The organism is Amycolatopsis sp. NPDC004368 (genome assembly GCF_053602515.1).
In genome coordinates this window covers 256,973-281,252 of the sequence record NZ_JBSGDT010000004.1, presented here as the reverse complement: position 1 = coordinate 281,252, position 24,280 = coordinate 256,973, and the positions used below count along the sequence as shown (strand labels likewise).

Annotated in this window: 27 protein-coding genes; 9 read left to right on the top strand and 18 right to left on the bottom strand. The window is 70.7% G+C overall.

All coding sequences use genetic code 11. From position 1 onward, the window contains the following. Positions 1–60 precede the first annotated feature (60 nt). Genes ACWEOE_RS09710 through ACWEOE_RS09700 form a run of 3 tightly spaced genes read right to left on the bottom strand, consistent with a single transcriptional unit; the run spans position 61 to position 3,034 of the window. Positions 61–750 carry a demethylmenaquinone methyltransferase gene (locus ACWEOE_RS09710; RefSeq protein ID WP_452006374.1) on the bottom strand — a complete coding sequence of 230 codons (690 nt, stop codon included), beginning with the start codon at positions 748–750 and terminating at the stop codon, positions 61–63. A gap of 58 nt (positions 751–808) precedes the next feature. Continuing rightward, positions 809–1,912, bottom strand: a complete 1,104-nt coding sequence (locus tag ACWEOE_RS09705) for a glycosyltransferase family 4 protein (RefSeq protein WP_452006371.1) — start codon at positions 1,910–1,912, stop codon at positions 809–811. Between the two features lie 3 nt (positions 1,913–1,915). Further along, positions 1,916–3,034: a glycosyltransferase family 4 protein gene (locus ACWEOE_RS09700; RefSeq protein ID WP_452006369.1), complete on the bottom strand. Its 1,119-nt coding sequence runs from the start codon at positions 3,032–3,034 to the stop codon at positions 1,916–1,918. A gap of 177 nt (positions 3,035–3,211) precedes the next feature. On the opposite strand from ACWEOE_RS09700, the gene ACWEOE_RS09695 reads away from it, so the two are divergent. Further along, positions 3,212–4,051: an inositol monophosphatase family protein gene (locus ACWEOE_RS09695; RefSeq protein WP_452006367.1), complete on the top strand. Its 840-nt coding sequence runs from the start codon at positions 3,212–3,214 to the stop codon at positions 4,049–4,051. 73 nt (positions 4,052–4,124) lie between these two features. On the opposite strand, the gene ACWEOE_RS09690 is transcribed toward ACWEOE_RS09695, so the two are convergent. Beyond that, on the bottom strand, positions 4,125–4,598 hold the full coding sequence (locus ACWEOE_RS09690; protein ID WP_452006364.1) for a DUF3592 domain-containing protein: 474 nt from the start codon (positions 4,596–4,598) through the stop codon (positions 4,125–4,127). A 17-nt stretch (positions 4,599–4,615) separates the two neighbouring features. Then, positions 4,616–6,127: a M1 family metallopeptidase gene (locus ACWEOE_RS09685; protein ID WP_452006362.1), complete on the bottom strand. Its 1,512-nt coding sequence runs from the start codon at positions 6,125–6,127 to the stop codon at positions 4,616–4,618. Between the two features lie 133 nt (positions 6,128–6,260). On the opposite strand from ACWEOE_RS09685, the gene ACWEOE_RS09680 reads away from it, so the two are divergent. Then, complete coding sequence (locus ACWEOE_RS09680; protein WP_452006359.1) at positions 6,261–7,010, top strand: phosphotransferase enzyme family protein; 750 nt, start codon at positions 6,261–6,263, stop codon at positions 7,008–7,010. Between the two features lie 31 nt (positions 7,011–7,041). Here ACWEOE_RS09680 and menD read toward each other — a convergent pair whose 3' ends face one another. Beyond that, positions 7,042–8,718 (bottom strand): 2-succinyl-5-enolpyruvyl-6-hydroxy-3-cyclohexene-1-carboxylic-acid synthase, encoded by a 1,677-nt coding sequence (gene menD / locus ACWEOE_RS09675; RefSeq protein ID WP_452006356.1) that lies wholly within the window; start codon positions 8,716–8,718, stop codon positions 7,042–7,044. A 90-nt stretch (positions 8,719–8,808) separates the two neighbouring features. On the opposite strand from menD, the gene ACWEOE_RS09670 reads away from it, so the two are divergent. The 4 genes from ACWEOE_RS09670 to ACWEOE_RS09655 are packed head-to-tail and all read left to right on the top strand — an operon-like array spanning position 8,809 to position 11,986. Then, a complete protein-coding gene (locus tag ACWEOE_RS09670; protein WP_452006353.1) occupies positions 8,809–9,732 on the top strand; it encodes a 1,4-dihydroxy-2-naphthoyl-CoA synthase in 924 nt (307 codons plus the stop codon). Positions 9,733–9,747: 15 nt separating this feature from the next. Beyond that, complete coding sequence (gene menE / locus ACWEOE_RS09665; protein ID WP_452006351.1) at positions 9,748–10,899, top strand: o-succinylbenzoate--CoA ligase; 1,152 nt, start codon at positions 9,748–9,750, stop codon at positions 10,897–10,899. A 51-nt stretch (positions 10,900–10,950) separates the two neighbouring features. Then, a complete protein-coding gene (locus ACWEOE_RS09660; protein WP_452006349.1) occupies positions 10,951–11,082 on the top strand; it encodes a hypothetical protein in 132 nt (43 codons plus the stop codon). A gap of 34 nt (positions 11,083–11,116) precedes the next feature. Next, entirely contained in the window at positions 11,117–11,986 is an 870-nt protein-coding gene (locus ACWEOE_RS09655; RefSeq protein ID WP_452006346.1) for a 1,4-dihydroxy-2-naphthoate polyprenyltransferase, read from the top strand. A gap of 223 nt (positions 11,987–12,209) precedes the next feature. Here the strand turns inward: ACWEOE_RS09655 and ACWEOE_RS09650 are convergent, their stop codons facing one another. From ACWEOE_RS09650 to ACWEOE_RS09640, 3 genes are read right to left on the bottom strand one after another with little or no spacing between them, the layout of a single operon-like run. Beyond that, positions 12,210–13,286 carry a PLP-dependent cysteine synthase family protein gene (locus ACWEOE_RS09650; protein WP_452006344.1) on the bottom strand — a complete coding sequence of 359 codons (1,077 nt, stop codon included), beginning with the start codon at positions 13,284–13,286 and terminating at the stop codon, positions 12,210–12,212. Continuing rightward, a complete protein-coding gene (locus tag ACWEOE_RS09645; RefSeq protein WP_452006342.1) occupies positions 13,283–13,582 on the bottom strand; it encodes a DUF4229 domain-containing protein in 300 nt (99 codons plus the stop codon). Before ACWEOE_RS09645 ends, ACWEOE_RS09650 begins: the two co-directional genes overlap by 4 nt. 11 nt (positions 13,583–13,593) lie before the next feature. Then, positions 13,594–14,067 (bottom strand): Lrp/AsnC family transcriptional regulator, encoded by a 474-nt coding sequence (locus tag ACWEOE_RS09640; RefSeq protein ID WP_452006339.1) that lies wholly within the window; start codon positions 14,065–14,067, stop codon positions 13,594–13,596. Positions 14,068–14,429: 362 nt separating this feature from the next. On the opposite strand from ACWEOE_RS09640, the gene ACWEOE_RS09635 reads away from it, so the two are divergent. Both ACWEOE_RS09635 and ACWEOE_RS09630 read left to right on the top strand, forming a co-directional pair. Continuing rightward, positions 14,430–14,642: a BldC family transcriptional regulator gene (locus tag ACWEOE_RS09635; RefSeq protein ID WP_072474890.1), complete on the top strand. Its 213-nt coding sequence runs from the start codon at positions 14,430–14,432 to the stop codon at positions 14,640–14,642. A gap of 253 nt (positions 14,643–14,895) precedes the next feature. Further along, positions 14,896–15,081 (top strand): hypothetical protein, encoded by a 186-nt coding sequence (locus tag ACWEOE_RS09630; protein WP_452006337.1) that lies wholly within the window; start codon positions 14,896–14,898, stop codon positions 15,079–15,081. 55 nt (positions 15,082–15,136) lie between these two features. Here the strand turns inward: ACWEOE_RS09630 and ACWEOE_RS09625 are convergent, their stop codons facing one another. From ACWEOE_RS09625 to hemL, 7 genes are all read right to left on the bottom strand, one after another. Beyond that, entirely contained in the window at positions 15,137–16,483 is a 1,347-nt protein-coding gene (locus tag ACWEOE_RS09625; RefSeq protein ID WP_452006334.1) for an AAA family ATPase, read from the bottom strand. A 92-nt stretch (positions 16,484–16,575) separates the two neighbouring features. Next, positions 16,576–17,553, bottom strand: coding sequence for a c-type cytochrome biogenesis protein CcsB (gene ccsB, locus ACWEOE_RS09620; protein ID WP_452006332.1), 978 nt, complete (start codon positions 17,551–17,553; stop codon positions 16,576–16,578). A 3-nt stretch (positions 17,554–17,556) separates the two neighbouring features. Beyond that, positions 17,557–19,161, bottom strand: a complete 1,605-nt coding sequence (gene resB / locus ACWEOE_RS09615; protein ID WP_452006511.1) for a cytochrome c biogenesis protein ResB — start codon at positions 19,159–19,161, stop codon at positions 17,557–17,559. Between the two features lie 5 nt (positions 19,162–19,166). Further along, positions 19,167–19,940: a cytochrome c biogenesis CcdA family protein gene (locus ACWEOE_RS09610; RefSeq protein ID WP_452006329.1), complete on the bottom strand. Its 774-nt coding sequence runs from the start codon at positions 19,938–19,940 to the stop codon at positions 19,167–19,169. Positions 19,941–20,066: 126 nt separating this feature from the next. Then, entirely contained in the window at positions 20,067–20,645 is a 579-nt protein-coding gene (locus ACWEOE_RS09605; RefSeq protein ID WP_452006327.1) for a TlpA family protein disulfide reductase, read from the bottom strand. After that, positions 20,642–21,268, bottom strand: a complete 627-nt coding sequence (locus tag ACWEOE_RS09600; RefSeq protein WP_452006324.1) for a histidine phosphatase family protein — start codon at positions 21,266–21,268, stop codon at positions 20,642–20,644. Before ACWEOE_RS09600 ends, ACWEOE_RS09605 begins: the two co-directional genes overlap by 4 nt. Further along, a complete protein-coding gene (hemL, locus tag ACWEOE_RS09595; RefSeq protein WP_452006321.1) occupies positions 21,265–22,569 on the bottom strand; it encodes a glutamate-1-semialdehyde 2,1-aminomutase in 1,305 nt (434 codons plus the stop codon). Before hemL ends, ACWEOE_RS09600 begins: the two co-directional genes overlap by 4 nt. Before the next feature lie 130 nt (positions 22,570–22,699). On the opposite strand from hemL, the gene ACWEOE_RS09590 reads away from it, so the two are divergent. After that, positions 22,700–23,179, top strand: a complete 480-nt coding sequence (locus ACWEOE_RS09590; protein ID WP_452006318.1) for a TspO/MBR family protein — start codon at positions 22,700–22,702, stop codon at positions 23,177–23,179. Here ACWEOE_RS09590 and ACWEOE_RS09585 read toward each other — a convergent pair. Both ACWEOE_RS09585 and ACWEOE_RS09580 read right to left on the bottom strand, forming a co-directional pair. Beyond that, on the bottom strand, positions 23,176–23,364 hold the full coding sequence (locus ACWEOE_RS09585; RefSeq protein ID WP_452006316.1) for a hypothetical protein: 189 nt from the start codon (positions 23,362–23,364) through the stop codon (positions 23,176–23,178). The two genes, ACWEOE_RS09590 and ACWEOE_RS09585, sit on opposite strands and share 4 nt — an antisense overlap. Positions 23,365–23,691: 327 nt before the next feature. Further along, positions 23,692–24,273 (bottom strand): ABC-2 family transporter protein, encoded by a 582-nt coding sequence (locus ACWEOE_RS09580; RefSeq protein ID WP_452006314.1) that lies wholly within the window; start codon positions 24,271–24,273, stop codon positions 23,692–23,694. Positions 24,274–24,280: the final 7 nt, after the last annotated feature.

The following is a 24,280-nucleotide window of genomic DNA, read 5'->3' as shown; positions in this document are numbered from 1 at the left end:
TGAAAATACAGCGTGGCGAAGCCACTCCGTTGAGGGCGGCGGAGGGGAAGAAGGTTGGGGCTAGAGAGGCTTCTTCGCCCGATGGATGGCGACGACGCCGAATGTGAGGTTCAGCCACTCCACTTCGGTCCAGCCCGCGCTCGCGATGATCTCGCCCAGCGCCCGCTGGTCGGGCCACGCGAGCATGGATTCAGCCAGGTAGGAGTAGGCCTCGGGGTTCGTCGAGGAGCGGCTGCCGACCCAGGTGAGCAGCTTGAGGATGAAGCGGCGGTAGATGAACCGGATGGGCGCGAACGTCGGTGTGGAGACCTCGCAGATCACCAGCCGGCCGCCGGGCTTGACCACGCGAAGGATCTCCTCCAGCGCCTCCTTGGTGTTGACGAAGTTCCGCAGCGCCAGCGAGATGGTGACGGCGTCGAACGAGTCGTCGGCGAAGGGCAGGTGCAGCGCGTCGGCCGCCACCATCGGCAGCTTCCGGCGCAGGCCCGCACGCAGCATGCCCAGCGAGAAGTCGGCGGCGACGCAGTAGGCGCCGTTACGCGCGTACTCGACCGTGGAGACGCCGGTGCCGGCCGCGAGGTCGAGCACCTTCTCACCGGCCTTGGCGTCGAGCACCCGGGCCGTGGTGGTGCGCCAGCGCCGGTCGAAGCCGAACGTCATGAACGAGTTGGCCCGGTCGTAACCGGACGCCACACCGTCGAACATGGCGGCGACTTCGTGCGGATCCTTGTCCAGGCTTGCGCGGGGCATGCGTCGAATCTAGACACCGGGTGCCGGGTCCGGCAGCGAGGGTGGCCCCACGCGCAGGTCAGCCGAGGGCCGCGAGCATCCCCCGCACGGACTCCGGCCAGGCGAACTCCTCGGCCCGCGCCCGGGCGGCGGCGCGGCGGAGGTCCTCCGGGCTGTCGAGCAGGCCGGTGACGGCGGTGGCGAAGGCGGGGGCGTGGTCGTCGACGGCGGCGCCGCAGCCGGGGCGCACGATCTCGCGCAGCGCGGACGACGCGGAGACCACGACCGGGGTGCCGGAGGCGAGGGCTTCGAGGGCGGCGAGCCCGAACGTCTCGTGGGGACCCGGGGCGAGGGAGACGTCGGCGGTGGCCAGCAGGCGGGCGACCTCGTCGCGGCCGGAAAGGAAGCCCAGGAACGTCACGGGCAGGCCTCGGGCGCGGCGTTCCAGCGCGCGTCTTCGCGGTCCGTCGCCGGCGATCACCAGGCGGACGCGGGCGCCGGACTCCGTGAGCTCGGCGACGGTGTCCACGCTGCGCTCCACGTGTTTCTCCGGGGACAAGCGTCCACAGTGGACCAGGAGCGCGTCGGCGGTGCCCGCCAGGGAAGACCGCCACTCGTCCGAACGCATCGACGGGGCGAACGTCGCCAGGTCGACGCCGAGGGGCACGCGGCGGACGTTCGGCGCGGCAATGCGGTCGAACTCCGCGCGGGCGAAGGCGGTGGTGCACACGACCGTGTCGTAGCTGGCGGCCATGCGGCGGTTGGCGACATCGGCGAGCCCGCGTGCCACCGGTTCCGGCAGCAGGAACTGTTCGAGGAGCCGGTCGAGGCGTTCGTGGGAGATGACTGTGCTCGGCACGCCGTGGCGGCGGGCCCAGGTGCCCATGCCGCGCAGCGTGAGGCGGTCGGAGACCTCGAGGCGGTCCGGTTCCAGCCGCCGCAGCACGGACCGCACGCGGTGCGGGTCGACGGCCCGGTAGCCGCCCGTGCCGGGGATGCGCGGTGCGGGCAGGGAGTAGCGGCGCACGCCCGTGGGCAGCGTTTCCACGGCGTACCTCGTGCCGGGCACCACGAGCGTGACGCGGTGCCCACTGGCGACGTAGCCCGCGCCGAGGTGGTGCAGCGCCGTGCGCAGCCCTCCGGAGCGTGGCCCGTAGAAGTTCGCCAGCTGGACGATGTGCATCGTTCAGGCCGCGCGCGCGGCCCGGCCCTGCACGGCCTCGTAGTGCCCCATCAGCTCCCGGCAGACCGCGGGCCACGTCCGGCCGAGCACGACCTTGCGGGCCTTTTCGCCGAGCCGGGCGCGCAGGGCCGCGTCGCGCAGGTCGTCGATCTTCTCGACGAGCGCGCGGCCGAAGTCCTCGCGGTCGGCGGGCAGCAGGTAGCCCGTGCGGCCGGGCAGCACGAGGTCCTTGGGACCGCCCGCGTCGGGGGCGAGCACGGGCAGACCCGAGGCCATGGCTTCCTGGACGGCTTGGCAGAACGTCTCGTGGGGTCCGGTGTGGACGAACACGTCGAGGCTCGCGTAGGCCACCGAGAGGTCGTCGCCGTACTTCGCGCCGAGGAAGGCGGCGCCGGGGAGGCGTTCGCGCAGGCTCGGCAGCTCGGGGCCGTCGCCGACCACGACCACGCGGATGCCGGGCACGTCGGCCAGCGCCACGAGCCGGTCGACCTCCTTCTCGGGTGCGAGCCGTCCGACGAAGCCCACGAGCAGCTCGCCGTCGGGTGCCAACTCGGCCCGCAGCGCGGGGTCGGCGTGCGTCGGCGAGAAGCGGTCGATGTCCACGCCGCGGGCCCAGCGGTGCACGCGGGGCACGCCGTGCAGCTCCAGCTGAGCGACGGAGTCGGACGACGGCGCGAGCGTCCGGTCGGCCCGCGAGTGCACGCGGCGCACCCAGCGCCACGCGGCGCGCGCGCCGATGCCGAAGCCGTAGGAGGTGGCGAAGCCCGCGATGTCGGTCTGGTAGACCGCGACCGACGGCACCCGCAGGCGCCGCGCCGCGGCCAGGCCGCGCGCGCCGACCACGAAGGGTGACGCCAGGTGCACCACGTCCGGGCGGAAGTTGCTGAGCGCGGTGAGCACGGTGCGCGTGGGCAACCCGATCGGCAGGGAGTGCACACCGGGCACGTCCAGCGCGGGAATGCGCACGACCGGTGCGCCGCGGTAGGACTCGGGCCCCGGCCCGGGCGCGACCACGAGCACGTCGTGGGCCCGGTCGACCAGGTGCTCGACGACCCGCAGCACGGAGTTCGTCACGCCGTTCACCTGGGGCAGGAAACTTTCGGTGACTATGGCGACTCGCACCCGGTCACTGTCGCACCGACGTGCGCGAACCGGACCAATCCTTCGTGACCGGTGGACCAACGGTGTTCGAACACTCGCGGTTGGTGTTTTCCCGGACACAGTCCGTCGACAAATTCGCCACGACATGTCATCTCAAGGTCGTGTCCCGGAAACCAGGACGGCCCAGACTAAGCAGGCATGACCCTCTTGTCCTCCAGGCCGTCGCAGCCCGTGGAGCCGGGGCTGCTCTCGAGGGCTCTCGAGGTGGCCGGCCGGCTGGCCAACGACGCCACCGACGTGATCACCGCGACGGCAGGCCGCGGCGCCCACCCCTCGACCCTGGATTCCCCGTTCGACTGGGTCACCGACACCGACCGCATCCTCGAACGCCACACCCGCCGGGTCCTGACGGCCGAGTTCCCCGGCATCCCCGTGGTGGGCCACGAGTTCGGCGCCGACCACGGCGCTGACGTGGCGCAGTACCGCTGGGTCGTCGATTCGGTCGACGGCACCGCCAACTACGTCGCGGGTGTGCCTTGGTGCGCGTACAGCCTCGCCTTGATCGACTCGTCCGGGCCGGTGGTGGGCGTGGTGGCGGACCCGTACCGCGCACAGATCTACGCCGCGGCCCGCGGGCGCGGGGCTCGGGCCAATGGCAAGCCGATCCAGCTGGTGGACCGCCGCGTGACGGCGGGGGCGATCGTGTGCACGGAGCTCGCCCGCAGGGGCCCGTGGCCCGGGATGGGCGGGTTCATCGAACGGGCGGCCGCTGCCCACGCCGGGGTGCGGGTGCTGGGGTCGGCGGCGCTGTCGATCGCGCAGGTCGCCCTGGGCCATGCCGCCGCGGCCGTGCTGCACAGCTACCACGAGTGGGACGTCGCGGGCTCCGTCGCGATGGCCATCGAGGCCGGTGCGGTGGTGCTGGACAAACACGGTGAGGACACGACGTTGCCCACGGACGGGTTGCTGGTGGCGGCACCGGGGGTCGCGGACGAGGTCCTGAGCTGGTGGCAGGAGACGGCTACGGTGGCCAGCTGATCGCTGGGTTGCCAGCGGCTGACCGAACTCGGCCAACCGCCGTTCAAGGTCGATCAGTCGCGAGCAATCCCGCTCAGGCGACCGGAACCTCCGGCACCGCATCCGCCTCACGGGCGGCCCGGTCACGTTTGATCAGCCGGCGCAGCCACCACATCGACGGGCCCGCGATCAGCCAGGTGATCAGGACCGTCAGACCCAGCGGCAGGAGCGTGAGCGTCGCGGTGCGGCCGGCGACGCGGGCAGCGCGGTCGGGGTTCGTGGTGTCGTACTCGATGGCCACGAGCTGGCCCGCGGCGAGGCCCGAGGGGTAGAGGACGCCGTTCGTCGGGCTGTGGATGATGCCGTCCGGACTGGCGAACTGGATGATCGTGCGGTCGAACGCCACGGATTCGACGGTCGCCGTGGCCGTGCCGAGGTGGGATTCGATCGCGTTGTCGTTGCGGATCGCCGCGAAGAGCAAGCTCACGCACATCACGGTGAGGAGCGAGGCGACACCGAGGACGGCGAACCACCCGATGCGCCTCGCCCGTTCACGCCTGACCGTCACGCCGCGAGTTTAGTGCCTCACCGTTCACCCGCGGCGGCGAGCATGCGGTGGTTGGCCCGGATCTGGTCGTAGGACTTCGGCTTCACCAGCGCGTGGGCCGTCCTGAATGCGGCGGTCCCGTTCGGACCGACGGCGGGCTTGCCCAACGTGTACAGCCACGTCTGGAACAACGCCTGCAGCGGCTTGCCCGACACCTGCTCAGCCAGCGCCTTGAACTCCGGGATCACCGCGTGGCCACCGCCCTTCACGACCTGCCACTTCTTGAGGATCGCGAAGAACGCGTCGTCGCCGACGGCCGTGCGCAGGGCCTGCAGGGCCATGGCGCCGCGGTCGTAGACGGCGCCGTCGAACTGGTTCTCCTCGCCCGGGTCGCCGGGCAGCACCTGCCAGAAGGCGTCGTCAGCGGCGTAGGAGTCGTAGGCGTACTGGGCGAGCTCCGCCGTGGTGCCCTCGCCCTCGTGCTCGGACCACAGGTACTCGGCGTAGGACGCGAAGCCCTCGTTGAGCCAGATGTCGCTCCACTTGCCGAGCGAGACGTTGTCGCCGAACCACTGGTGGGCGTTCTCGTGGGCGATGAGCGTGGTGTTGGAGCCGGCGAGGAAGTTTTTCAACCCGTACGTCGGGCGCGTCTGGTTCTCGAGGGAGAACGTGATGCCGCTCGTGACCACGCCGCCCTCGGCCTCGAACGGGAACGGCCCGAACTGCGTGGCCAGGAACGCGTCGATCTCCGGCGTCCGCTCCACGCTCGCCTTGGCCGCGTACAGCGAGTCACCGAGGTCGGCGCCGTACGCGGTGATGAACGGCTTGCCGTCCGGCGTCGTCGACTGGTTGACCTCGTACTTCCCCACCACGAACGACGTCAGGTACGTGGCCTGCGGCTTCGTGCTGCGCCAGCTCCACCGCGTCCACCCGGCACGTGACTGGGTCTTGCGCACGAGGGTCCCGTTCGTGATGGCCGCGTTTCCGTCGGGAGCCTCGATGCTGACGTCGTAGGTCGCTTTGTCGGTCGGGTGGTCATTGGAGGGGAACCACCACTGCGCGCTCTGCGGCTCGTCGACGCCCAGCGCCCCGAACGCCCCGTGCTTCCACCCGTGCAACCCGTCGACCGCCTCGGCCGACGGCGTGTCGTCGTACGCCACGACGACGGTGGTGGTCTGACCCTTCGCCAGCGCGTGCTTCGGCGTGATCACGAGCTCGCCGTCGCCGTTCTGGTTGGTGAACTTCGCGGCCTCGTTGCCGACCAGCACGCTCTTGGCTTTCAACGCGAAGTCCAGATCGAACCGCGACAGGTCCTGCGTGGCCGTGAGCAGCAAGGTCGTCGTGCCCGACAGCCGGTCGGTGTCCGGCTGGTAGGTCAGGCGGATGTCGTAGTGGAGCACGTCGGTGCCGCCGTTGCCGGCGTTCGGGTAGTACGGATCCCCCACCCCGGCCGCCCCGGGCTCCGCCGCGGCGGACGCCACCCCGGCGACCAGCACCGACACCACTCCCGCCGCGACCATCCCCAGCCCGGCCCGACTTCTGACACGCATGGCGGTTCCTCCCAGTCCTCCCAGACGGTGATCAACGCGCTCGAACGTAGCCAGGGTTGCGGTCGCGAGGTACGTCCGTTGGGAGGTTCTTACCGGCTGGAACACGGGGAGGTAATCACTTGACGAGTTGGTGATGCTCGGTCGTGTGAAGGAAGAGCCGCTGGCCGGCAACGTGACGAGCGGCATCGTCCGCGTCGGCGACACCGTGCGGCGCCCGGCAGGACCGTGGACCGAGGCGGTGGACGCGGTGCTGGCGCACCTGCACTCGGTCGGCTTCGACGCCGCGCCACGGCCCCTCGGACGCGACGAGCGCGGCCGGCAGGTGCTCGAGTTCGTGCCGGGCAGCACCGGAGCCGAGAAAGGGCTCTACGTGCCCGCCGAACTGCGCGAACTCGGCCGGATGCTGCGCCGGCTGCACGACGCGCTCGCCGAGTTCACGCCGCCGCCAGGCGCCGTGTGGCACCGGCTCATCCCGCCGGACCGCGAAGAGCTGGTGTGCCACAACGACGTCGCACCCTGGAACCTGGTCCGCAACGACCGCGGCTGGGCACTGATCGATTGGGACTGCACTGCCCCGGCATCGCGAGCATGGGACATGGCCTACGCGGCGCAGACCACCGCGGGGCTGCGCGCCGAGCGGCACGTCGCGGAATCCGCAGCCCGTCTGCGCGCCTTCACCGACGGCTACGGTCTCGACGACCGCCAGCGCGCCGAACTCCCCGCCGCCCTGGGCCGCCGCGCCCGCGCGATGCACGAGTTCCTGCGTGCGAACGCCGACATCCAGCCGTGGTCCCGCATCTGGACCGAGGACGGGCCGTATTGGCGAGCGACCGCCGAATACCTCGAAGCGCACGAAGGCGCATGGCGAACGGCCCTTGACTGAGCCCGACCAGACCCAGGTCAGCGAACCCCGCTCACCCGTTCCCCACCGCCGACGCCACCGCCTTCCGAAGCCGAGCATGCAGATCCCGGTGCCCGGACCGATCCACCCGCACCTCGACCACCCGCAGCCCCGGCGCGGGCTTCAGCGCCTCGCGGAACTCCGACACCGAAGTGGCCAAAACATGCGGCACCCGGTACCCCGCGCACAACGCCCCCAGATCCGCCCCGTGTGGCGTCCCGAACACCCGCTCGAAGCTGGCCGAGTGCTCCGGCGCCCCCTGCTCCAGCAGGGAGAAGATCCCGCCCCCGTCGTCGTTCAGCACCACGATGGTCAGGTCCGGGCGTTGCTCCGTCGGGCCCGTCAGCAAGCCCGAGGCGTCGTGCAGGAAGGTCAGGTCGCCCAGCAGCGCGTACGACGGCGCGCGGTGCACGGTGGCCGCGCCGATGGCCGTGGACACGGTGCCGTCGATGCCGGCGACGCCGCGGTTGCGGTGGACCAGCACGTCGGGGCGCAGGGAGCCGGCGAGGGCGACGTCGCGGGTCGGGTTGGAGGAGCCCACCACCAGCAACGCGCCTTCGGGCAGGGCAGAGACCAGTTCGGACGCGACGCTCAAGCCGCTCGGCCACGGCTCCGAAGCAAGAGCCGCCGCGACCGCGGCGGAGGCGGCCGCGTCGGCGCGTTGCCAGCCGGCGAGCCAGTCCGGGTCGGCGGGTTTGGTGGGTTCGGCGAACCACTGGCCGACCTGGCGGACGTTGTGCGCGGGCGCCGGCCAGTCGGAGTCCGGGCGCACGAGCAGCACCTCGACGGCCGGGTCGGAGAGCACCTTCTGAACCTGCCGGAACACCGTGGGGCGGCCGAGGCAGAGGACCTGTTCGGGTTTGTGGGCGGAGATGAACTCCTCCACGCCGAGCAGCCAGGCGCCCGACGAGATGGCCGTGGTGCCGGACAGGCCGAGGCCGCCGGTTTCGGAAACCACGGGCCAGCCGTGTTGTTCGGCCCATTCGCTGGCGGCCTGCACGCCGGTGTCGCACGCGATGACCAGGCCGTGGCGGGCCGAGGGGACCACGAAGGAGGGCAGGGCGCCGAAGTCGGGCAGCTCCGTCCAGCGTTCCCCGTCGGCGCGGCCCTCCGTCGACTCGTACCACGAACCGTCGTCGTCGAGGTCGGGCACGAGCGGGTCGCGGAACGGGATGTTCAGGTGGACCGGACCGCTGCGCCACTCGCCGTACGCGGCGTTCCAGGCGCGGCAGATCTGGCTGCGCCAGTACGAGTTCTGGCCGGCGCGCCGTTCGGCGACGGCGAGCTCGTCGAAGTAGCGCACGGCGTTTCCGTAGAGCTGGTACTGGTCGATCACCTGGCTGGCGCCCGCGGATCGCAGCTCGGGCGGCCGGTCGGCGGTGAGCACGATCAGGGGCACGCCCGCGCGGTCGGCTTCGAGCACGGCCGGGTGGAAGTTCGCGGCCGCCGTGCCGGAGGTGCAGACCACCGCCGACGGACGGCCCGTGCGCGCGGCGATACCCAGCGCGAGGAAGGCGGCGCCGCGCTCGTCGATGCGGACGTGCAGCTTCAGGCGCCCGGCCGCGGCGGCGTCATACAGCGCGATCGACAGCGGTGCGTTGCGTGAACCGGGGCACAGGACGACGTGCGACACGGTGTTGCGGACCAGTTCGTCGACGATGACCCTGGCCTGCGCGGTGGAGGGGTTCACCGGCAGGCTCCCGACCCCGCCGACGCACTCTCTCCCGCGGAGGCGGCATCAGGCACAGCACAAGTGTCCACAGGTCCTATTCTCCCAAACGTGGATGACGCCCGAGTTTCCGAGCTGTTCGATCCGGCCGCGTGGACCGAGGTCGAAGGTTTCGCCTTCACCGACATCACCTACCACCGCTCCGCGGAGAGCCGCTCCGGCAAACGGGTGGTCCGCGTCGCGTTCGACCGTCCCGAGGTCCGCAACGCCTTCCGCCCGCACACGGTCGACGAGCTCTACCGCGCCCTCGACCACGCCCGGATGAGCTCCGACGTCGGCTGCGTCCTGCTCACCGGCAACGGGCCGTCGCCCAAGGACGGTGGCTGGGCGTTCTGTTCCGGCGGTGACCAGCGTATTCGCGGACGGTCCGGGTATCAGTACGCGAGCGGGGAGACCTCCGACACGGTCGACCCCGCGCGCGCCGGCCGGCTGCACATCCTCGAGGTGCAGCGGTTGATCCGGTTCATGCCGAAACCCGTGGTCGCGGTCGTGCCGGGCTGGGCCGCGGGCGGCGGGCACTCGCTGCACGTGGTGTGCGATCTCACGCTCGCCTCGGCCGAGCACGCCCGGTTCAAGCAGACCGACGCCGACGTCGGCTCTTTCGACGCCGGCTACGGCTCGGCCTACCTCGCCCGCCAGGTGGGGCAGAAGTTCGCGCGCGAGATCTTCTTCCTCGGCCGCGACTACACCGCCGAGCAGATGCACCACATGGGCGCGGTCAACGAGGTCGTGCCCCACGCCGACCTTGAAAAAGTCGCGCTCGAATGGGGCTGGACCATCGTCGGCAAGTCGCCGACGGCGCAGCGCATGCTGAAGTACGCGTTCAACGCGATCGACGACGGCCTCGTCGGCCAGCAGCTCTTCGCCGGCGAGACCACGCGCCTGGCGTACATGCAGGACGAAGCCGTGGAAGGCCGCGACGCGTTCCTGCAGAAGCGGGACCCGGACTGGTCCGACGTCCCGTACTACTACTGATCACCGGGAGACCTCGTGCGTGTGGTGTGGCTCGACGGGAGCGCCGAAGCGGTGTCCACCCTGGACACGGCGGTGGCGGCCGCGCTCGACGGTGGCGAGGCCGTGCTGCCGCTCTCCAGCGCGGACCCCGCGGCGCCCGGCGTGCTGGAGGCGATGGCGCCCGACGAGCCCGTGGAGCCGGACACGGGCGTGATCATCGCCACGTCGGGGTCGACCGGCGCGCCCAAGGGCGTGCTGCTCTCGCCAGGAGCACTCACGGCTTCGGCCACCGCCACCCACGCCCGGCTGGGCGGTCCGGGCCACTGGCTGCTGGCCACGCCGGCGCACTACATCGGCGGCCTCCAGGTGCTCGTGCGCGCGCGGCTGGCGGGAACCAAACCGGCTTTCCTCACGGGCGCGGGCTTCCGGCCCGACGACTTCGCCGCGGCCGCCGCGCCCCTGCTGGCCGAGCACGGGCCGCGCTACACCGCCCTGGTGCCCACGCAGCTCGTCCGGCTGCTCGACGACGACGGCGCCGGGCTGGCCGCGGCCCGTGCGTTCGACGGGATCGTGCTCGGGGCCGCCGCGACGTCGGCGAAGCTGCGTACGCGGGCCGGTGAGGCGGGCGTGCGGATCATGCCCGCGTACGGCATGAGCGAGACGGCCAGCGGCTGCGTCTACGACGGCGTGCCCCTCGACGGCGTTCGGGTGGAGCCCGACGCCGACGAGCGGCTGCGCATCTCCGGCCCGGTGCTGGCCCACGGCTACCGGCTCCAGCCCGCCCTGACCGAGGAGTCGTTCCGCGACGGCTGGTTCCGCACGTCCGACCGCGGCCGCCTGCTCGACGACGGCCGTGTCGAGGTGCTCGGTCGCGCCGACGACGTGATCAACACCGGCGGCGTGAAGGTGTCGGCGGCGTCGGTGGAGAAGGTGCTCAGCGGGATTGCGGGCGTGCGCGACGTGTGTGTCGTCGGCGTCCCGGACCCGCAGTGGGGCGACATGGTGGTCGCGCTGGTCGTCGCGGACGGACCGGTCGCACCCGAGACGATCAAGGCCGTCGCCCGCGAAGAGCTGGGCGCCGCGGCCGCGCCGAAGCGGGTCGAGTTCGCCGACGAGCTGCCGCTGCGGGGCCCCGGGAAGATCGACCGGGCAGCCGTCAAGGCCCTGTTCGACCTCCGGACGGCGTGAAATCCCGCCGGATCGTTGACAGGGTGCCAGTGATCACGGTTGCCTCGGGGTATGACGAGGTGGACGAAGGCGGCCGTCGCGGTCGCGGCACTGGCGGTCGGGTTGCTCATCGGCACGGGTGCCGCGTCGGCCGACGAGCCGGCGACGAGCGGAACACTGACCTGGCAGGTCACGGGTTCCTGATCGGGTGAAGATCCCATGGGCTTGAATGAAGTCCATGGCGACAGTGAGTGAGTGGATCGAAGGCGCCCGCCCGCGGACGCTGCCCAACGCGATCGCGCCGGTGGTCGCGGGCATCGGGGCGGCGATCGCGCTGGACGCGTTCTCGTGGTGGCGTTCCGCGCTCGCGCTGCTGGTCGCGCTCTCGCTGATCATCGGCGTGAACTTCGCCAACGACTACTCCGACGGCGTCCGCGGCACCGACGAGAACCGCGTCGGCCCCCTGCGCCTCGTGGGCTCCGGCACGGCCGCCCCGAAGGCCGTTCTCGCGGCGGCTCTGGCGTGCCTCGGCTTGGCCGGCGTGCTGGGCCTGGTGCTCGTGGTCCTCACCGGCTTCTGGTGGCTGCTGATCATGGGCGCCGTCTGCATCCTCGGCGCGTGGTTCTACACGGGCGGCAAGAAGCCCTACGGCTACTACGGCTTCGGCGAGATCGCCGTGTTCGTCTTCTTCGGTCTCGCCGCCGTACTCGGCACCGTGTACGTGCAGGCCGGCCGCATCAGCTGGGCCGGCCTGGCCTGCGCCGTGGCCGTCGGCAGCTTCTCCACCGCGGTCCTCACGGCCAACAACCTCCGCGACATCCCCACCGACATCGAATCCGGCAAACGCACCCTCGCCACCCGCCTCGGCGACGGCGGCACCCGCCGGCTCTACCTGGTCCTGGTGGCCGTGCCGTACGTGCTGACCGTCGTGCTCGGCATCTGGCACCCCCTGCAGCTCATCGCCCTGGTCACGGCACCCATGCTGCTCAAGTCCGTCCGTGCCGTCGGCGGCGGCAAGGTGGGCCGCGAACTCATCCCGGCCCTGCGCGACACGGGCCTGGCGATGCTGGCGTGGTCGGTGCTGAGCGCGGTCGCGCTGGCTTTCTGACCACACACTCACCGCCTCACGACGCGAGCGCCCCCCACCCCACTTCACCAACGTGAGGGATCACCACCCGACAAAGCATGGGGCCGAACCAACGGAGGGACGCGTGGACCCAGGCCCTCCCCGGCACCCCGATCCGAAGCCTCCTCGCGACACAATCAAGCTTCGGGGTGCTGACCCAACGCACGCCGCCCTGCGAGGACAACACCCGTGACCCCGCCAGGACCTACCCCTCAAACCGCCCCGTCACCATGAACTCATCAAACTTCCCCCGATAAACCCCGATATCAATCCCCTGCTCCCCCAACCACTCATCCGAGTAGTACGTATTCGCATACCGATCCCCACCATCGCACAACAACGTGACGACAGACCCAGCCTGCCCCTCGGCCACCATCCGCGAGATCAACACGAACGCCCCATACAGGTTCGTCCCCGTGGACCCACCGGCCCAGTGCCCCGTGTGATCCCTCAACAACCGAATCGCCGCCAACGACCCGGCATCCGGCACCGAGAACATCTCATCGATCACCCCGGGCACGAACGACGGCTCCACCCGCGGCCGCCCGATGCCCTCGATCCGCGACGGCATCCCCGTCGAGTAATCGAGCGCTCCGGATTCCCAAGCCCCGTAGAACGAAGAATTCTCCGGATCCACCACCGCGATCTTCGTCGTGTGCCGCTTGTACCGCACATACCGCCCGAAGGTCGCGCTGGTCCCACCGGTCCCGGCACCCACCACGATCCACGACGGCACCGGATGCCGCTCCGCGCGCATCTGCGCGAACACCGACTCCGCGATGTTGTTGTTCCCCCGCCAGTCCGTCGCACGCTCCGCATACGTGAACTGGTCGAGGTAGTGCCCCCCGCACTCCGCCGCGAGCCGCTCCGCCTCCGGGTACATGTCCGGCGCCCGATCGACGAAATGACACTCCCCACCGTAGAACTCGATGAGGGCGACCTTCTCCTTGCTCGTGCTCCGCGGCACCACCGTGACGAACTTCAGCCCGAGCATCCGCGCGAAGTACGCCTCGGACACCGCCGTCGACCCACTGGACGCCTCGATGAGCGTGGTGTCAGGCCCGATCTGCCCGTTCACCAGGCCGTAAAGCAACAACGACCGCGCGAGCCGGTGCTTGAGCGAGCCCGTGGGGTGCACGGACTCGTCCTTCAGATACAGGTCAACGCCCCACTCCGGAGGCAGCGGAAAGACGTGCAGGTGCGTGTCGGCACTGCGGTTCGCGTCGGCCTCGATGATGCGCACGGCCTCGCGCACCCAGGCCCGGTTGTGCAGCCGGCTCATGAGTCTTCGGACGAGAGGTCGCCGCGCAGCTGGGCGCGCAGGGCCGCGCGGGCGCGGGCGCGGGACTCGTTGCGCTTGGCCAGCCCGGCCGTCACGCGTGCGTTGAGCCCGCGGAAGAGCAGCAGCCCGAGGGGCAGGCCCACGACGAGGCCGATGAGGAGGGCCACCAGCAGCGGCACCCCGACCAGCGACAGGACCCAGGCGACCACGGCCACCAGCGCGAAGCGCGCGACCAGGTACAGGGTGAGGTCACGGGGCAGGTGGTCCGGCGATGCGGGTTCCGGCGATTCGCTCACATCGAGGCAGGCTACGCCTTGTTCCCGGCTTCTTCCTCAAGGCCCGCGTTGTTCGGGCGGCCTTCGAAGCGCGTCGAGAGCACCACGGTCGTGTTGGTGCGCCCGACGCCGGGGATGCGGCGCAGGCGCCCGAGCGTGTGCTCCAGCTCGTCGACGGTCGAGACCCGCACCTTCACGACGAACGCCTCGTCGCCGGCCACGGCGTAGCAGCTCTCGACCTCGGGGAGCTCGCCGAGCGCGTTGGCCACGTCCTCGTCGGTGGCGGTGTCGGTCGGGTGGATGCCCACCAGCGCCGTGACACCCAGGCCGACGGTGCCCGGGTCCACCATCGCGTGGTAGCCGGTGATCACCCCCGCGGCCTCGAGCTTGCCCACTCGTTCGTGCACCGACGAAGCCGAGAGCCCGACGGAGCGGCCGAGGTCGGCGTAGGTGGCCCGGCCGTTGACCCGCAACGCCGCGATGATCTTCCGGTCCAGCTGATCCACGGGCCTCATTATGCTGCGCGCGTCTCGGCGGCCGCAGGGAAGGTAATGACCGGAGTGTCTACTGCGTCACAACGTCGCCGTTGGTCGCTATGGTCCGCGATGCCCCTTTGGCACGTCTTTACCTGAGGACGCCGCGCGGCAGAAGAAAAGCTCCAGGTCAGAGCCATTTCTACAAGGACTTCACACGCGGAGTCACGTCAGAGGTTATGTCCCTTTTGCACTTTAAGGGCTCTTTACTCAAGGACAACCGTTCGAGTACCCGACGGGTGAAGTGCCACGATTGCCGCGTTGGCTACCCCGGCGCGACGGGCGAAAGACCCGATGCCTCCGGTATAGCAAGTAGGTCGTTAAGGAGGCGGAAAATGACCGCGACGATGGGCGGAAGGTTGCTCACCCCGGGAGAGGTGGCCGCCTTGTTCCGCGTGGACCCGAAGACGGTCACCCGGTGGGCCACGGCCGGCCGGATCGGCTCGATCCGGACCCCCGGCGGGCACCGTCGGTTCCGCGAGTCCGAGGTGAACGAGCTCCTCGCCGAGCTCACCACCGACGCGAGCGAACCGGCCCGCAAGGCCTGAACCACCGAGACGCGAGGGTCGTGAGTGGTAAGAGGTGACATCGCGCACCTCTTACCGGTCACGACCCTTCGTCGTGCCCGGGTCCGGGCCGCTTCACGGCCTTGCGGCTACTGTGCCGTTGATTGCCAATCCGACCACAGCCACGGCGGGAAGGGTCGCCACACGCTGCGGCGTCCAGTTTCGTGCCCGCCTTCTTCCGGCCGGATTGGTAACGTGGGTGACTGGCAAGGCCTGCACGACGGAAGGACCGGGCATGATCGCTCTGCTCGCAGCGGTGGGCGCCATCACCATCGCCGTTCTGTTGTGGCGGGCGTTCGGCGCGCAACGCATCGGCGTCCCCCAGCGCCGTCCCACCCTGGCCCCGGACGACGACCCCGACTTCTTGCGCAAGCTCGGCGAACAGCAGCGCAAGCGGCCGACCGACGACCCGGACGCGTAACCGCCCGAATGTAAAGAAGCGCCCCACGCCCGGGGCGCCCTTCACACGGCGAACGTCAGCGGTACTGCTGCGCCCCGAAGCCGTCGGCCACGGTGGCGGCCAGATCGAGCAGGGCGAGGCGCGTGTCGCCGCCCAGGCGTTCCAGCTCGATCTCCGCGCCTTCCTCCAGGTGCGGGTCGAACGGGATGCGGCAGACGGCGCGAACCTTGGCACCGAAGTGGGCCGAGAGCTTGTCGAGGTCGACGGAGCTGCCCTTGGGGCGCACGGAGTTGATCACGACCACCGAGCGTTTCACCAGGTCGCCGTAGCCGTGGGCCTCGAGCCAGTCGAGGGTGGCCGAGGCGCTGCGGGCGCCGTCGACGGAGCCCGACGAGACCACGACGAGCGAGTCGGCGACGTCGAGGACACCCTTCATCGCCGAGTGCATCAAGCCGGTGCCGCAGTCGGTGAGCACGATGTTGTAGAAGTGCTCCAGCAGGTTGACCGTGCGCCGGTAGTCGGTCTCGGAGAACGCCTCCGACACGGCCGGGTCTTGCTCACTGGCGAGGATCTCCAGCCGGCTCGAACCCTGTGAGGTGTACGAGCGGACGTCGCTGTAGCGGGTGATCTTCTCGGCGTCGCGCAGCAGGTGGCGCACGGTCGCCGTGGTCTCGATGGCGATCTTCTGCGACAGCGTGCCGCGGTCGGGGTTCGCGTCCACGGCCACCACGCGGTCACCGCGCAGCGAGGCGAAGGTGGAGCCCAGCGTGGTCGTGGTGGTGGTCTTGCCCACTCCGCCCTTGAGCGACAGCATCGCGATCTTGTAGCACCCGCGCAGCGGCTGGTTCACGCGCGCGATCAGCTCCCGCCGACGGGTGTCGGCCGGGCTTTCGCCGGGGTTGATGAGCTTGCCGGAGCCCAGCCACAGCGCCTTGCGCCAGCCCGACTGCGGGGTGCGCTTCTGCTGCTTCACCAGGTGCGCGGTGGTCAGGTCGTCGGGCACCGAGTGCCGGCCGCCCGGCTGCGGCAGGCCCGAAGGCTGCTGCTGAGACGGCGGCTGCTGCTGGGGGTAACCCGCGGGCGGGTACTGCTGCTGGGCCGGCTGCAACGGCGGCAGGTTCTGGTCGTACTGCTGCTGCGCGTAGCCCGCGGGAACCTGACCCGGCTGGGCCGTACCCGGTTGGGCGACACCCTGCTGGGGAGCAGGCTGAGCCGCCGGTACCGCGTGCGGGCCCGAGTTCGGGTTGGGCGAAGCCACGACCTGCGTCGGCTGCGCGGCATACGCGTCCGGGTGCGGTGTCGAGTCGGTGCGTTCTTCGGAGAACAGCTCGGCTTGGGCCTGCTCGGCCGCTGCCTGCTCGGGCTGCGCCGGATCACCGCCGGCCTCCGCCCGGGTGGCCGCCTCTTCACTGGGTCCGGTCACCGCTGCCAACCTCCCGCGTCGAATCTGCGTGCTGGAACGCTCAGGTATCGACGGTAGTCGGGTGGTGCGTTACGAACCGCGTGGGGCCCCGCTCAGTTCACCCCTGCGTAGGAGTGCAGCCCGGCGGTGACCAGGTTCACGAAGAACAGGTTGAAGATCGTCACCGCGAACCCGACGATGTTGATCACGGCCGCCCGCGTGCCCCGCCAGCCCGCGGTGGCGCGGGAGTGCAGGTAGGCGGCGTAGACGACCCACGCGATGAACGCGACGGTCTCCTTCGGGTCCCAGCCCCAGAACCGGCCCCACGCGGCCTCGGCCCACACCGCGCCGCAGAGCACGCCGAAGGTGAAGATCGGGAACGCCACGATCGTGGCGCGGTAGGCGATGCGGTCGAGCACGTCGGCGGCCGGCAGCTTCGGGCCGAAGCCGGAGAACTTGGCCGGGTCGCGGTCGTAGGCCGTGCGGAACAGGTACAGCACACTCGCCACACCGGGCACCAGGAAAACGCCCGAGCCGATGATCGCGGCCGACACGTGGATGTAGAGCCAGTAGGACTGCAGCGCGGGCACGACCGGCGCGGCCACCGTGTAGAGCAGCGTGCCGTTGATGAACATCAGGATCACGACGGGCAGCAGCAGGAAACCGGTGAGGTGGCGCACCGGGAACTTCCGGATCACGATCAGCCACGCGACCACCGTGATGAAGGTGACCGCCATGCCGTACTCGTACATGTTGCCCCACGGCGCGCGGTGCACGGCCAGGCCGCGCAGCACGATCGCGGTGAGCTGCAGCAGCGCGCCCAGCACCAGCAGCGAGGCGCCCATGCGCCCGACGCGCTCGGGGCGGCCGACCTCGCGGGGAGCTTCGGCCTCGGCGGGCTTGTCGACGTCCTCGATCACCGGCCCGCCGGCGCCGACCAGCGACTTCTGCGCGCTGCGCTGGTGGGCCAGGCGGCCCTTGGCGCCGAAGGCCTGCTCGAAGAGCGAGAGCAGGAGCGCGAGGACGTAGATCGCCACCGTGGTGGTGTAGAACCAGTCGCTGTACTGCGACAACGTCTCGTTGATCTGCATGCCTCAGCTGCCTTTCCGGCCCGTGACCAGCCGTTCGCTGATCCGCTGGAACTCTTCGCCGTACCCTGCCTGGTCGGTGCGCGCCAGCCCGGCGACCTCGATCACGGTACCCGCGTGTCCGTCGTCACCCGGGCGCACCCGCACCCACACCCGCCGCCGCTTGACCAGCAGCGATCCGCCCAGGCCCACGAACATCACGATCGCGAAGCCCAGCACGTACACCTGCGTGGGGTCGTGGGAGACCTGGAGGTTGACCCACTTGTTCACCCCGTCGAAGCGCACCTTCGTGCCGTCGTCGAGCGTCACCGACTGACCGACGGCGAGGTTCTGCCGCGCGACGCGCTTGAGCCGGCCATCGGCCACGAGACCTTGGTCGACCTCGAACACCGACTGCCCGCGACCCGCGTCGAGCCCCAGGTCTCCGCGCAGCACGTCGACGGCCACCATCGGCTTGTTCAGCTCGGGCGCGGTGGACGTGAGGATTCCCTCGTGGACGAACGACGTCGGCGCCAGCACCCCGGTGATCGCGAGCTGCTTGGTGCGGCGCTGGATCTCGTCGGTGACGCCGGGCTGGTCGAACTTCGTGGCGCCCTGCGACAGCATCGTGGTGGTGTCCGTGGGCCGCCACTGCGTGTTCTGCGTGCGCGTCTCGCCGTTGGGGAACGTCACGGTGAACTGGGGCGAGTAGCCGTTGCCGAGCAGGTAGACGCGGTCGCCGACGGTGCGCAGCGGGTCGTTGACCTGCAGGTTGAACGGCCGCCAGGTATTGGTCTTGAGGTCGTCGCCCGACTGGTACTGGATGTTCGAGTGGTAGTAGTCGGCCTCGCCCGCGGGCGTGTAGTTCGCGGTGAAGTCGTTGACCTTCACGCAGAACGCGTCGAGGTCGGTGCCGTCGATGCGCAGACCGGCTTCGAACGAGTCGTAGTTGTAGATGCCCGAATTGCAGAACTGGCTGCCGTCGGCCTGCACGATCACCTGGCCCTCGTAGCTGTAGAGCTTGCCGAGGGCGAAGAAGATGATCAGGCCGAGCATGCCGAAGTGGAAGAACAGGTTGCCCGTCTCGCGCAGGTAACCGCGTTCGGCGGAGATGGAGAACCCACCTTCTTCGTCACGCTCGATCTTGCGCCAGCCGCTCAGCTGCTTGCGCACGTCGTCGCGCACCGACTCCGGCGTGCGTGACGTGCGGGCGATGCGGTGGTGCGGCATGCGCGCGAGGTTGCGCGGCGTGAGCACGGGCTGTGCGCGCATCTGCCGCACGTAGTCCCAGCTGCGCGGGGTGAGGCAGCCGACGAGCGAGATCATCAGCAGCAGGTAGATCGCGGAGAACCAGACGCTGGAGTAGACGTCGTAGAACTGCAGCTTGTCGAGCAGGCTGCCCCACCAGCCGTGGGCGGAGATGTACTCGTCGACCTTGGCCGCGTTGAGCCGGTTCTGCGGCAGCAGGGCACCGGGCAGGGCGGCGAGCGCCAGCAGGAACAGCAGCACGAGCGCGGTGCGCATCGACGTGAGACCGCGCCAGGTGTTGCGCAGGAAGGCGAGCACCTGCTTGCCCGCGGACGGCTTGTACGGGCGCTGTGGGTTGGTCGGCGGGGCCTCGATGGGGGGCACAGTGGTCACAGTGGCAGCACCAGGTTCGAGGCAACGGAGTTGCGGAGCCAGCCCATGACGTCTCCCCAGAGTCCGGTGACGAGCAGGATGCCGACGACCATCAGCAGGCCGCCGCCGATGAGCTGCACGCGGCGGCCGTTGCGGCGCAGCCAGTCGGTGGCGCGCACGGCCCAGCGGGCGCCGAGCGCGATCAGCAGGAACGGCAGGCCGAGGCCCAGGCAGTAGACGAGCACCAGCAGGTACCCGCGCGCCGCCGCGCCGCCCGTGGCGCTCGCGAGGCTCGTGACGGCCGAGAGCGTCGGCCCGATGCACGGCGTCCAGCCGAGGCCGAAGACCGCACCCAGCAAGGGCGCGCCCCAGATCCCGCCACCCGGCACGCGGTGCGAGCGGACCTCTCGCTGCAGGCCGGGGATCCAGCCGAGGAACACGAGCGCCATCGCGATCGTGAGCACGCCGCCGATGCGCTGCAGCAGGTCCTGGTTGATCAGCAGGGTGTCGGCGAGCCACACGAGCGTGCCGAGCGTGGCGACGAAAACGACGGTGAACCCGAGCACGAACAGGCCCGCCGCGCCGAGCACGGCGTAGCGGCCCTTCTTGCGTTCCTCGTCGACGCTCACCGCCGGCGCGTCGGCACCCACCAGCGCCGCCAGGTACGCCAGGTACCCGGGCACGAGTGGCACCACGCAGGGCGAGGCGAACGAGATCGCGCCCGCCACCAGCGCCACGCCCGCCGCGAGCAGCAGCGGTCCGGAGATCGCCAGCTCGGACACGGAGTTCACGCACTTGAGAGTAGGCAGTGAGCTTCGCGTGAGCCGGGCGGGGGCAGCTCACAGGACGTACGCCACCGCCCGAACGGGACCAAGGTCCCACTCGAGACCGGTGCTGCCGGACGGTTCAAGGGCCTGCTACTTCTCGGCCAGCAGGCCCTTCACCGTCGGCATCAGGTCCGCCGCCAGGACCGGCCGCAGGAAGATCGCGGCGACCCGGTGCTGCTTGTCCAGCACGATCGTCGACGGGATCAGGTTGCGGGGGTAGCCCTCGAGGCTCAGCAGCACGCGGCCCGAAGCGTCCCAGATGGACGGGTACGTGATGCCGCGGTCGCGCACGAAGTCCTGGGCGACCGAGCGGGCCGGGTCGCGGACGTCGAGGCCGATGAGCTTGGCGCCGAGCGGGGCCATCTCCTTGCTGGCGGTCTCGAGCTCCGGGGCCTCCGCGCGGCACGGGCCGCACCACTGGCCCCACAGGTTGATCACCACGACCTGGCCGGGGAAGTCGGCGATGGAGAGCTGTTTGCCCTCGTTCATCAGGTCGTCGCCGGCGAGCGTGGGCGCGGTCTGGCGTTGCGCGACCGGGTACTTGATGTCGACCTGGCCGCCCGGCGACACGAAGCTGAAGGTGCCGCCGGAGACGACGGCGTCCTTGCCCGTGGAGCAGCCGGCCACCAGCAGCGCGGCGGCCAGCAGAGCGCCGATCGCGCGTTTCATGCGCCCGTCACCTTCGGGTCGGTGGTGCCCGCGGGCTCGCTGTAGATGATGTCCACCAGGGCCTCGCCGTCGAACACCAGCGACGTCAGCGACGCGAGCGAGCACTGGCGGTTGCGCGGGTCGTGCCACAGGCGCTTGGCTTCGAGGAACCGGCGCAGCGTCCAGATCGGCAGCTGGTGCGACACGCACAGCGCCTCGCGTCCCTCGGCCTGCTCGCGGGCGCGGTACACGGCACCGAGCATCCGGTGCGCGATCTCCACGTACGGCTCGCCCCACGACGGGCGGAACGGGTTGAGCAGGTGCGGCCACGCCTTGGGCTGGCGCAGCGCGCCGTCGCCGACGGCCACGCGCTGGCCCTCGAACACGTTGCCGGCTTCGATCAGACCCGCGTCGGTGGCGATGTCGAGGCGGTGGGCGGCGGCGATCGGCGCCGCGGTCTCCTGGGCGCGCTGCAGCGGCGAGGCGACGACGTGCGCGAGGTCGTGACCCGCCACGGCTTCCGCGACGGTGAGGGCCTGGCGCTGTCCGCGGTCGGACAGCCGGAAGTTCGGCAGGCGGCCGTAGAGGATCTTGTCGGGGTTGTGCACTTCGCCGTGGCGCAGGAGGTGGACGACCGTGGTCACTTCTGCACCGCCTCGGCGGCGGCGCGGGCGGCGGCCGGGAGGGCCGCTTCGATCACGCCGAACGCTTCGTCGTCCATCGCGGCGTTCACGAACCACGCCTCGTACGCGCTCGGTGGCGCGTACACGCCGGCGTCGAGCAGTGCGTGGAAGAAGGCCGGGAAACGCCAGGTCTCGGTGGCCTGCGCTTCGGCGTAGTTGCGGACCTCGCCCTCGCCGAAGAAGACGCTCACCAGGTTGCCCGCGTACTGCACGTTGTGCGCGACGCCCGCTCCGGTCAGCGCGGAGTCGAACAGGTCGCCGAGGCGCTTCGCGTTGGCGTCGAGGGCCGCGTACACGGCATCGTCGGCCGCGCGCAGCGTCGCGAGGCCCGTGGCGACGGCCACGGGGTTCCCCGAGAGCGTGCCGGCTTGGTAGACCGGACCGCCTGGAGCCAGCTTCGCCATCACGTCGGCGCGCCCACCGAACGCGGCGGCCGGCAGCCCGCCCGACATGACCTTGCCGAAGGTGTAGAGGTCGCCGGCCACGCCTTCGAGGCCGTACCAGCCGGCGCGCGAGACGCGGAAGCCCGTCATGACCTCGTCCATGATCAGCAGCGCGCCCTGCTCGCGGGTGATCTCCGCGAGGCCCGCGTTGAACCCGGCATCGGGGGCGACCGCGCCCATGTTGCCCGCGGCCGCCTCGGTGATCACCGCGGCGATCTGCCCTTCGTTTTCCACAAAGGACTTCCGCACCGCGTCGAGGTCGTTGTACGGCAGCACGATGGTGTCGGCGGCCTGCGCGCCCGTGACGCCCGGCGAGGTCGGCAGCCCCAGCGTCGCGACGCCGGAGCCGGCCTGGGCCAGCAGCGCGTCGACGTGACCGTGGTAACACCCGGCGAACTTCACGACCTTCGCCCGGCCCGTGAAGCCGCGGGCGAGGCGGATGGCGCTCATCGTCGCCTCGGTGCCGGAGTTGACCAGGCGCACCTGCTCGACGGGCTCGACGCGGCCGATGATCTCCTCGGCCAGCTCGACCTCGCCGATGGTCGGCGTGCCGAAGGAGAGCCCGCTCGTGGCGGCCGCGCGCGCGGCCTCGACCACCTGCGGGTGCGCGTGCCCGAGGATCATCGGGCCCCAGGACGAGACGAGGTCGACGTAGCGGTTGCCGTCGGCGTCCCACAGGTGGGGACCCTCGCCGCGGACCATGAACCGCGGGGTGCCGCCGACCGAGTTGAACGCCCGCACCGGCGAGTTCACCCCGCCCGGGACGACCGTCTTCGCGCGTTCGAACCAAACCTTGGACTGCTCGGTGCCAGTGCTCACCCGTCCAGTCTCGCAAATCCCCCGGCCCGACCGGCGGCCGACGTCGGGCGCGCGGACTGTGGTGCTCCTAAAATGCCGTCTACGGGCGGTTCAGCCAGGTGCCGCCCAGCCGGGGTGACGGGGAGGGAACGTGACCACGCCCACGCACAGGCGCAACCCCTGGGTCGTGCTCGTGGTGTTCTTCGCGCTGGTCGCCGTGGTCGCCCTCGTGGGCTCGCTCGCGGCCACGTCGGCGCCCGAGACCTACGCGCGGCTGATCCTGCCGGACTGGGCACCACCCGCCTCGCTTTTCGGTCCTGTGTGGACAGTGCTGTACGTGCTGATCGCCCTCTGCGGCTGGCTCTACTGGCGCACCGACGGCGAGACGCAGGGCTTCGCCATGTACGGCGTCAGCCTGCTGTTCAACCTGCTGTGGACACCACTGTTCTTCGCCGGCGGCTCCACGCGCGTGGCCTGCGTGGACATCATCCTGCTCGACTTCACCGTGCTGATGACGATCGGCCTGTTCTACCGCCGCTCCCGCCTGGCCGCGGTGCTCTTGCTGCCGTACTTCTTCTGGATCGCCTACGCGACGGCGCTGAACGTGGCGATCATCGCGTTGAACGGTTAGCTGCTCGCCCCCGTGTAGCGGCGCAGGCCGGTGCGCCACACGAGCAGCGCGACCAGCACCGCGACGACGTTGCCGAACAGGCTGTGCAGATCCAGCTTCGGCGCCCAGAACGCGAGGCTCGCGAAGATCATGCCCACCGCCCACGTCGTCGCGGTCGCGGCCACCACCAGCACCGCCCACGCCACAAACGCTCCGGCGCCCGGGAAGTGCGGGCAGCGCGACCGCTCCGGCGACCACCACGCCGAGCCCGAGCAAGATCTGCGCAGCCGTGGCGAAGCTGACGAGGAACATGCTCGGCACCGGCTGCAACAGGTGGTGGTCGAGGCGGCCTTCGCGCACGCCGCGGGTCGGGAAGCCGGCGAGGGTCGTGGTGCGCGTGAAGATGACCAGCACCGTGGCGATCGTCGAGGCCACGACCAGGGAGAGCACCACGTCGAACACGAGGTTCGCGCGGAACGCCAGCGCTTGCCGCAGCGACAGCGAGAAGCTCGTGCCGAACAACCGGAGCAGCTTCACGCGCCCACCGCCGTGTAGCGGCGCACCCCGGACCGCCAGACGACCACGGCGGCCACCGTGAACACCACGCACCAGCCGGCCTGAAGAGCCACGCCCGAAGCGGAAGAAGTGCCCGACGCGATCGCGGCCGGCAGGCCCAGCATGGCGTGGATCGGCAGCAGCGAAGCCACCGGCTGCCACGCCGCGGGCAAGCTCGGGAGTGGATGCCGTCGCGACCGGTGAACGTGCCGCGCCACTCGTTCACATCGGTGCCCACCCGCCAGTGCCCGGTGCCTTCGTCGAGGTGCACGTGGCTCGTCCTGCCGCGGCGCCAGGTGCTTTCCGGCAGCGCGGGCGCGTAGTACGACGGGAGCTTGACCTCTTCGCCGTCGAGCACCACGGCTTCGCGCGCCGGGCGGTAGCACTGCAGGTCGATGAGCAGGCCCTCCCCGAGCTGGAACCCGACGAACCCCCACGGGTTGATCACCGCGGCCTGCACCCCCGTGATGCCGGCGGCGCTGTCGAAGAGGTCCGCGACGCCGGTGCGCCGCCCGGTCCGACGCCGGCACCGGCGCCCCGGTGACAGAGCGCGTGACCATCGCCGAG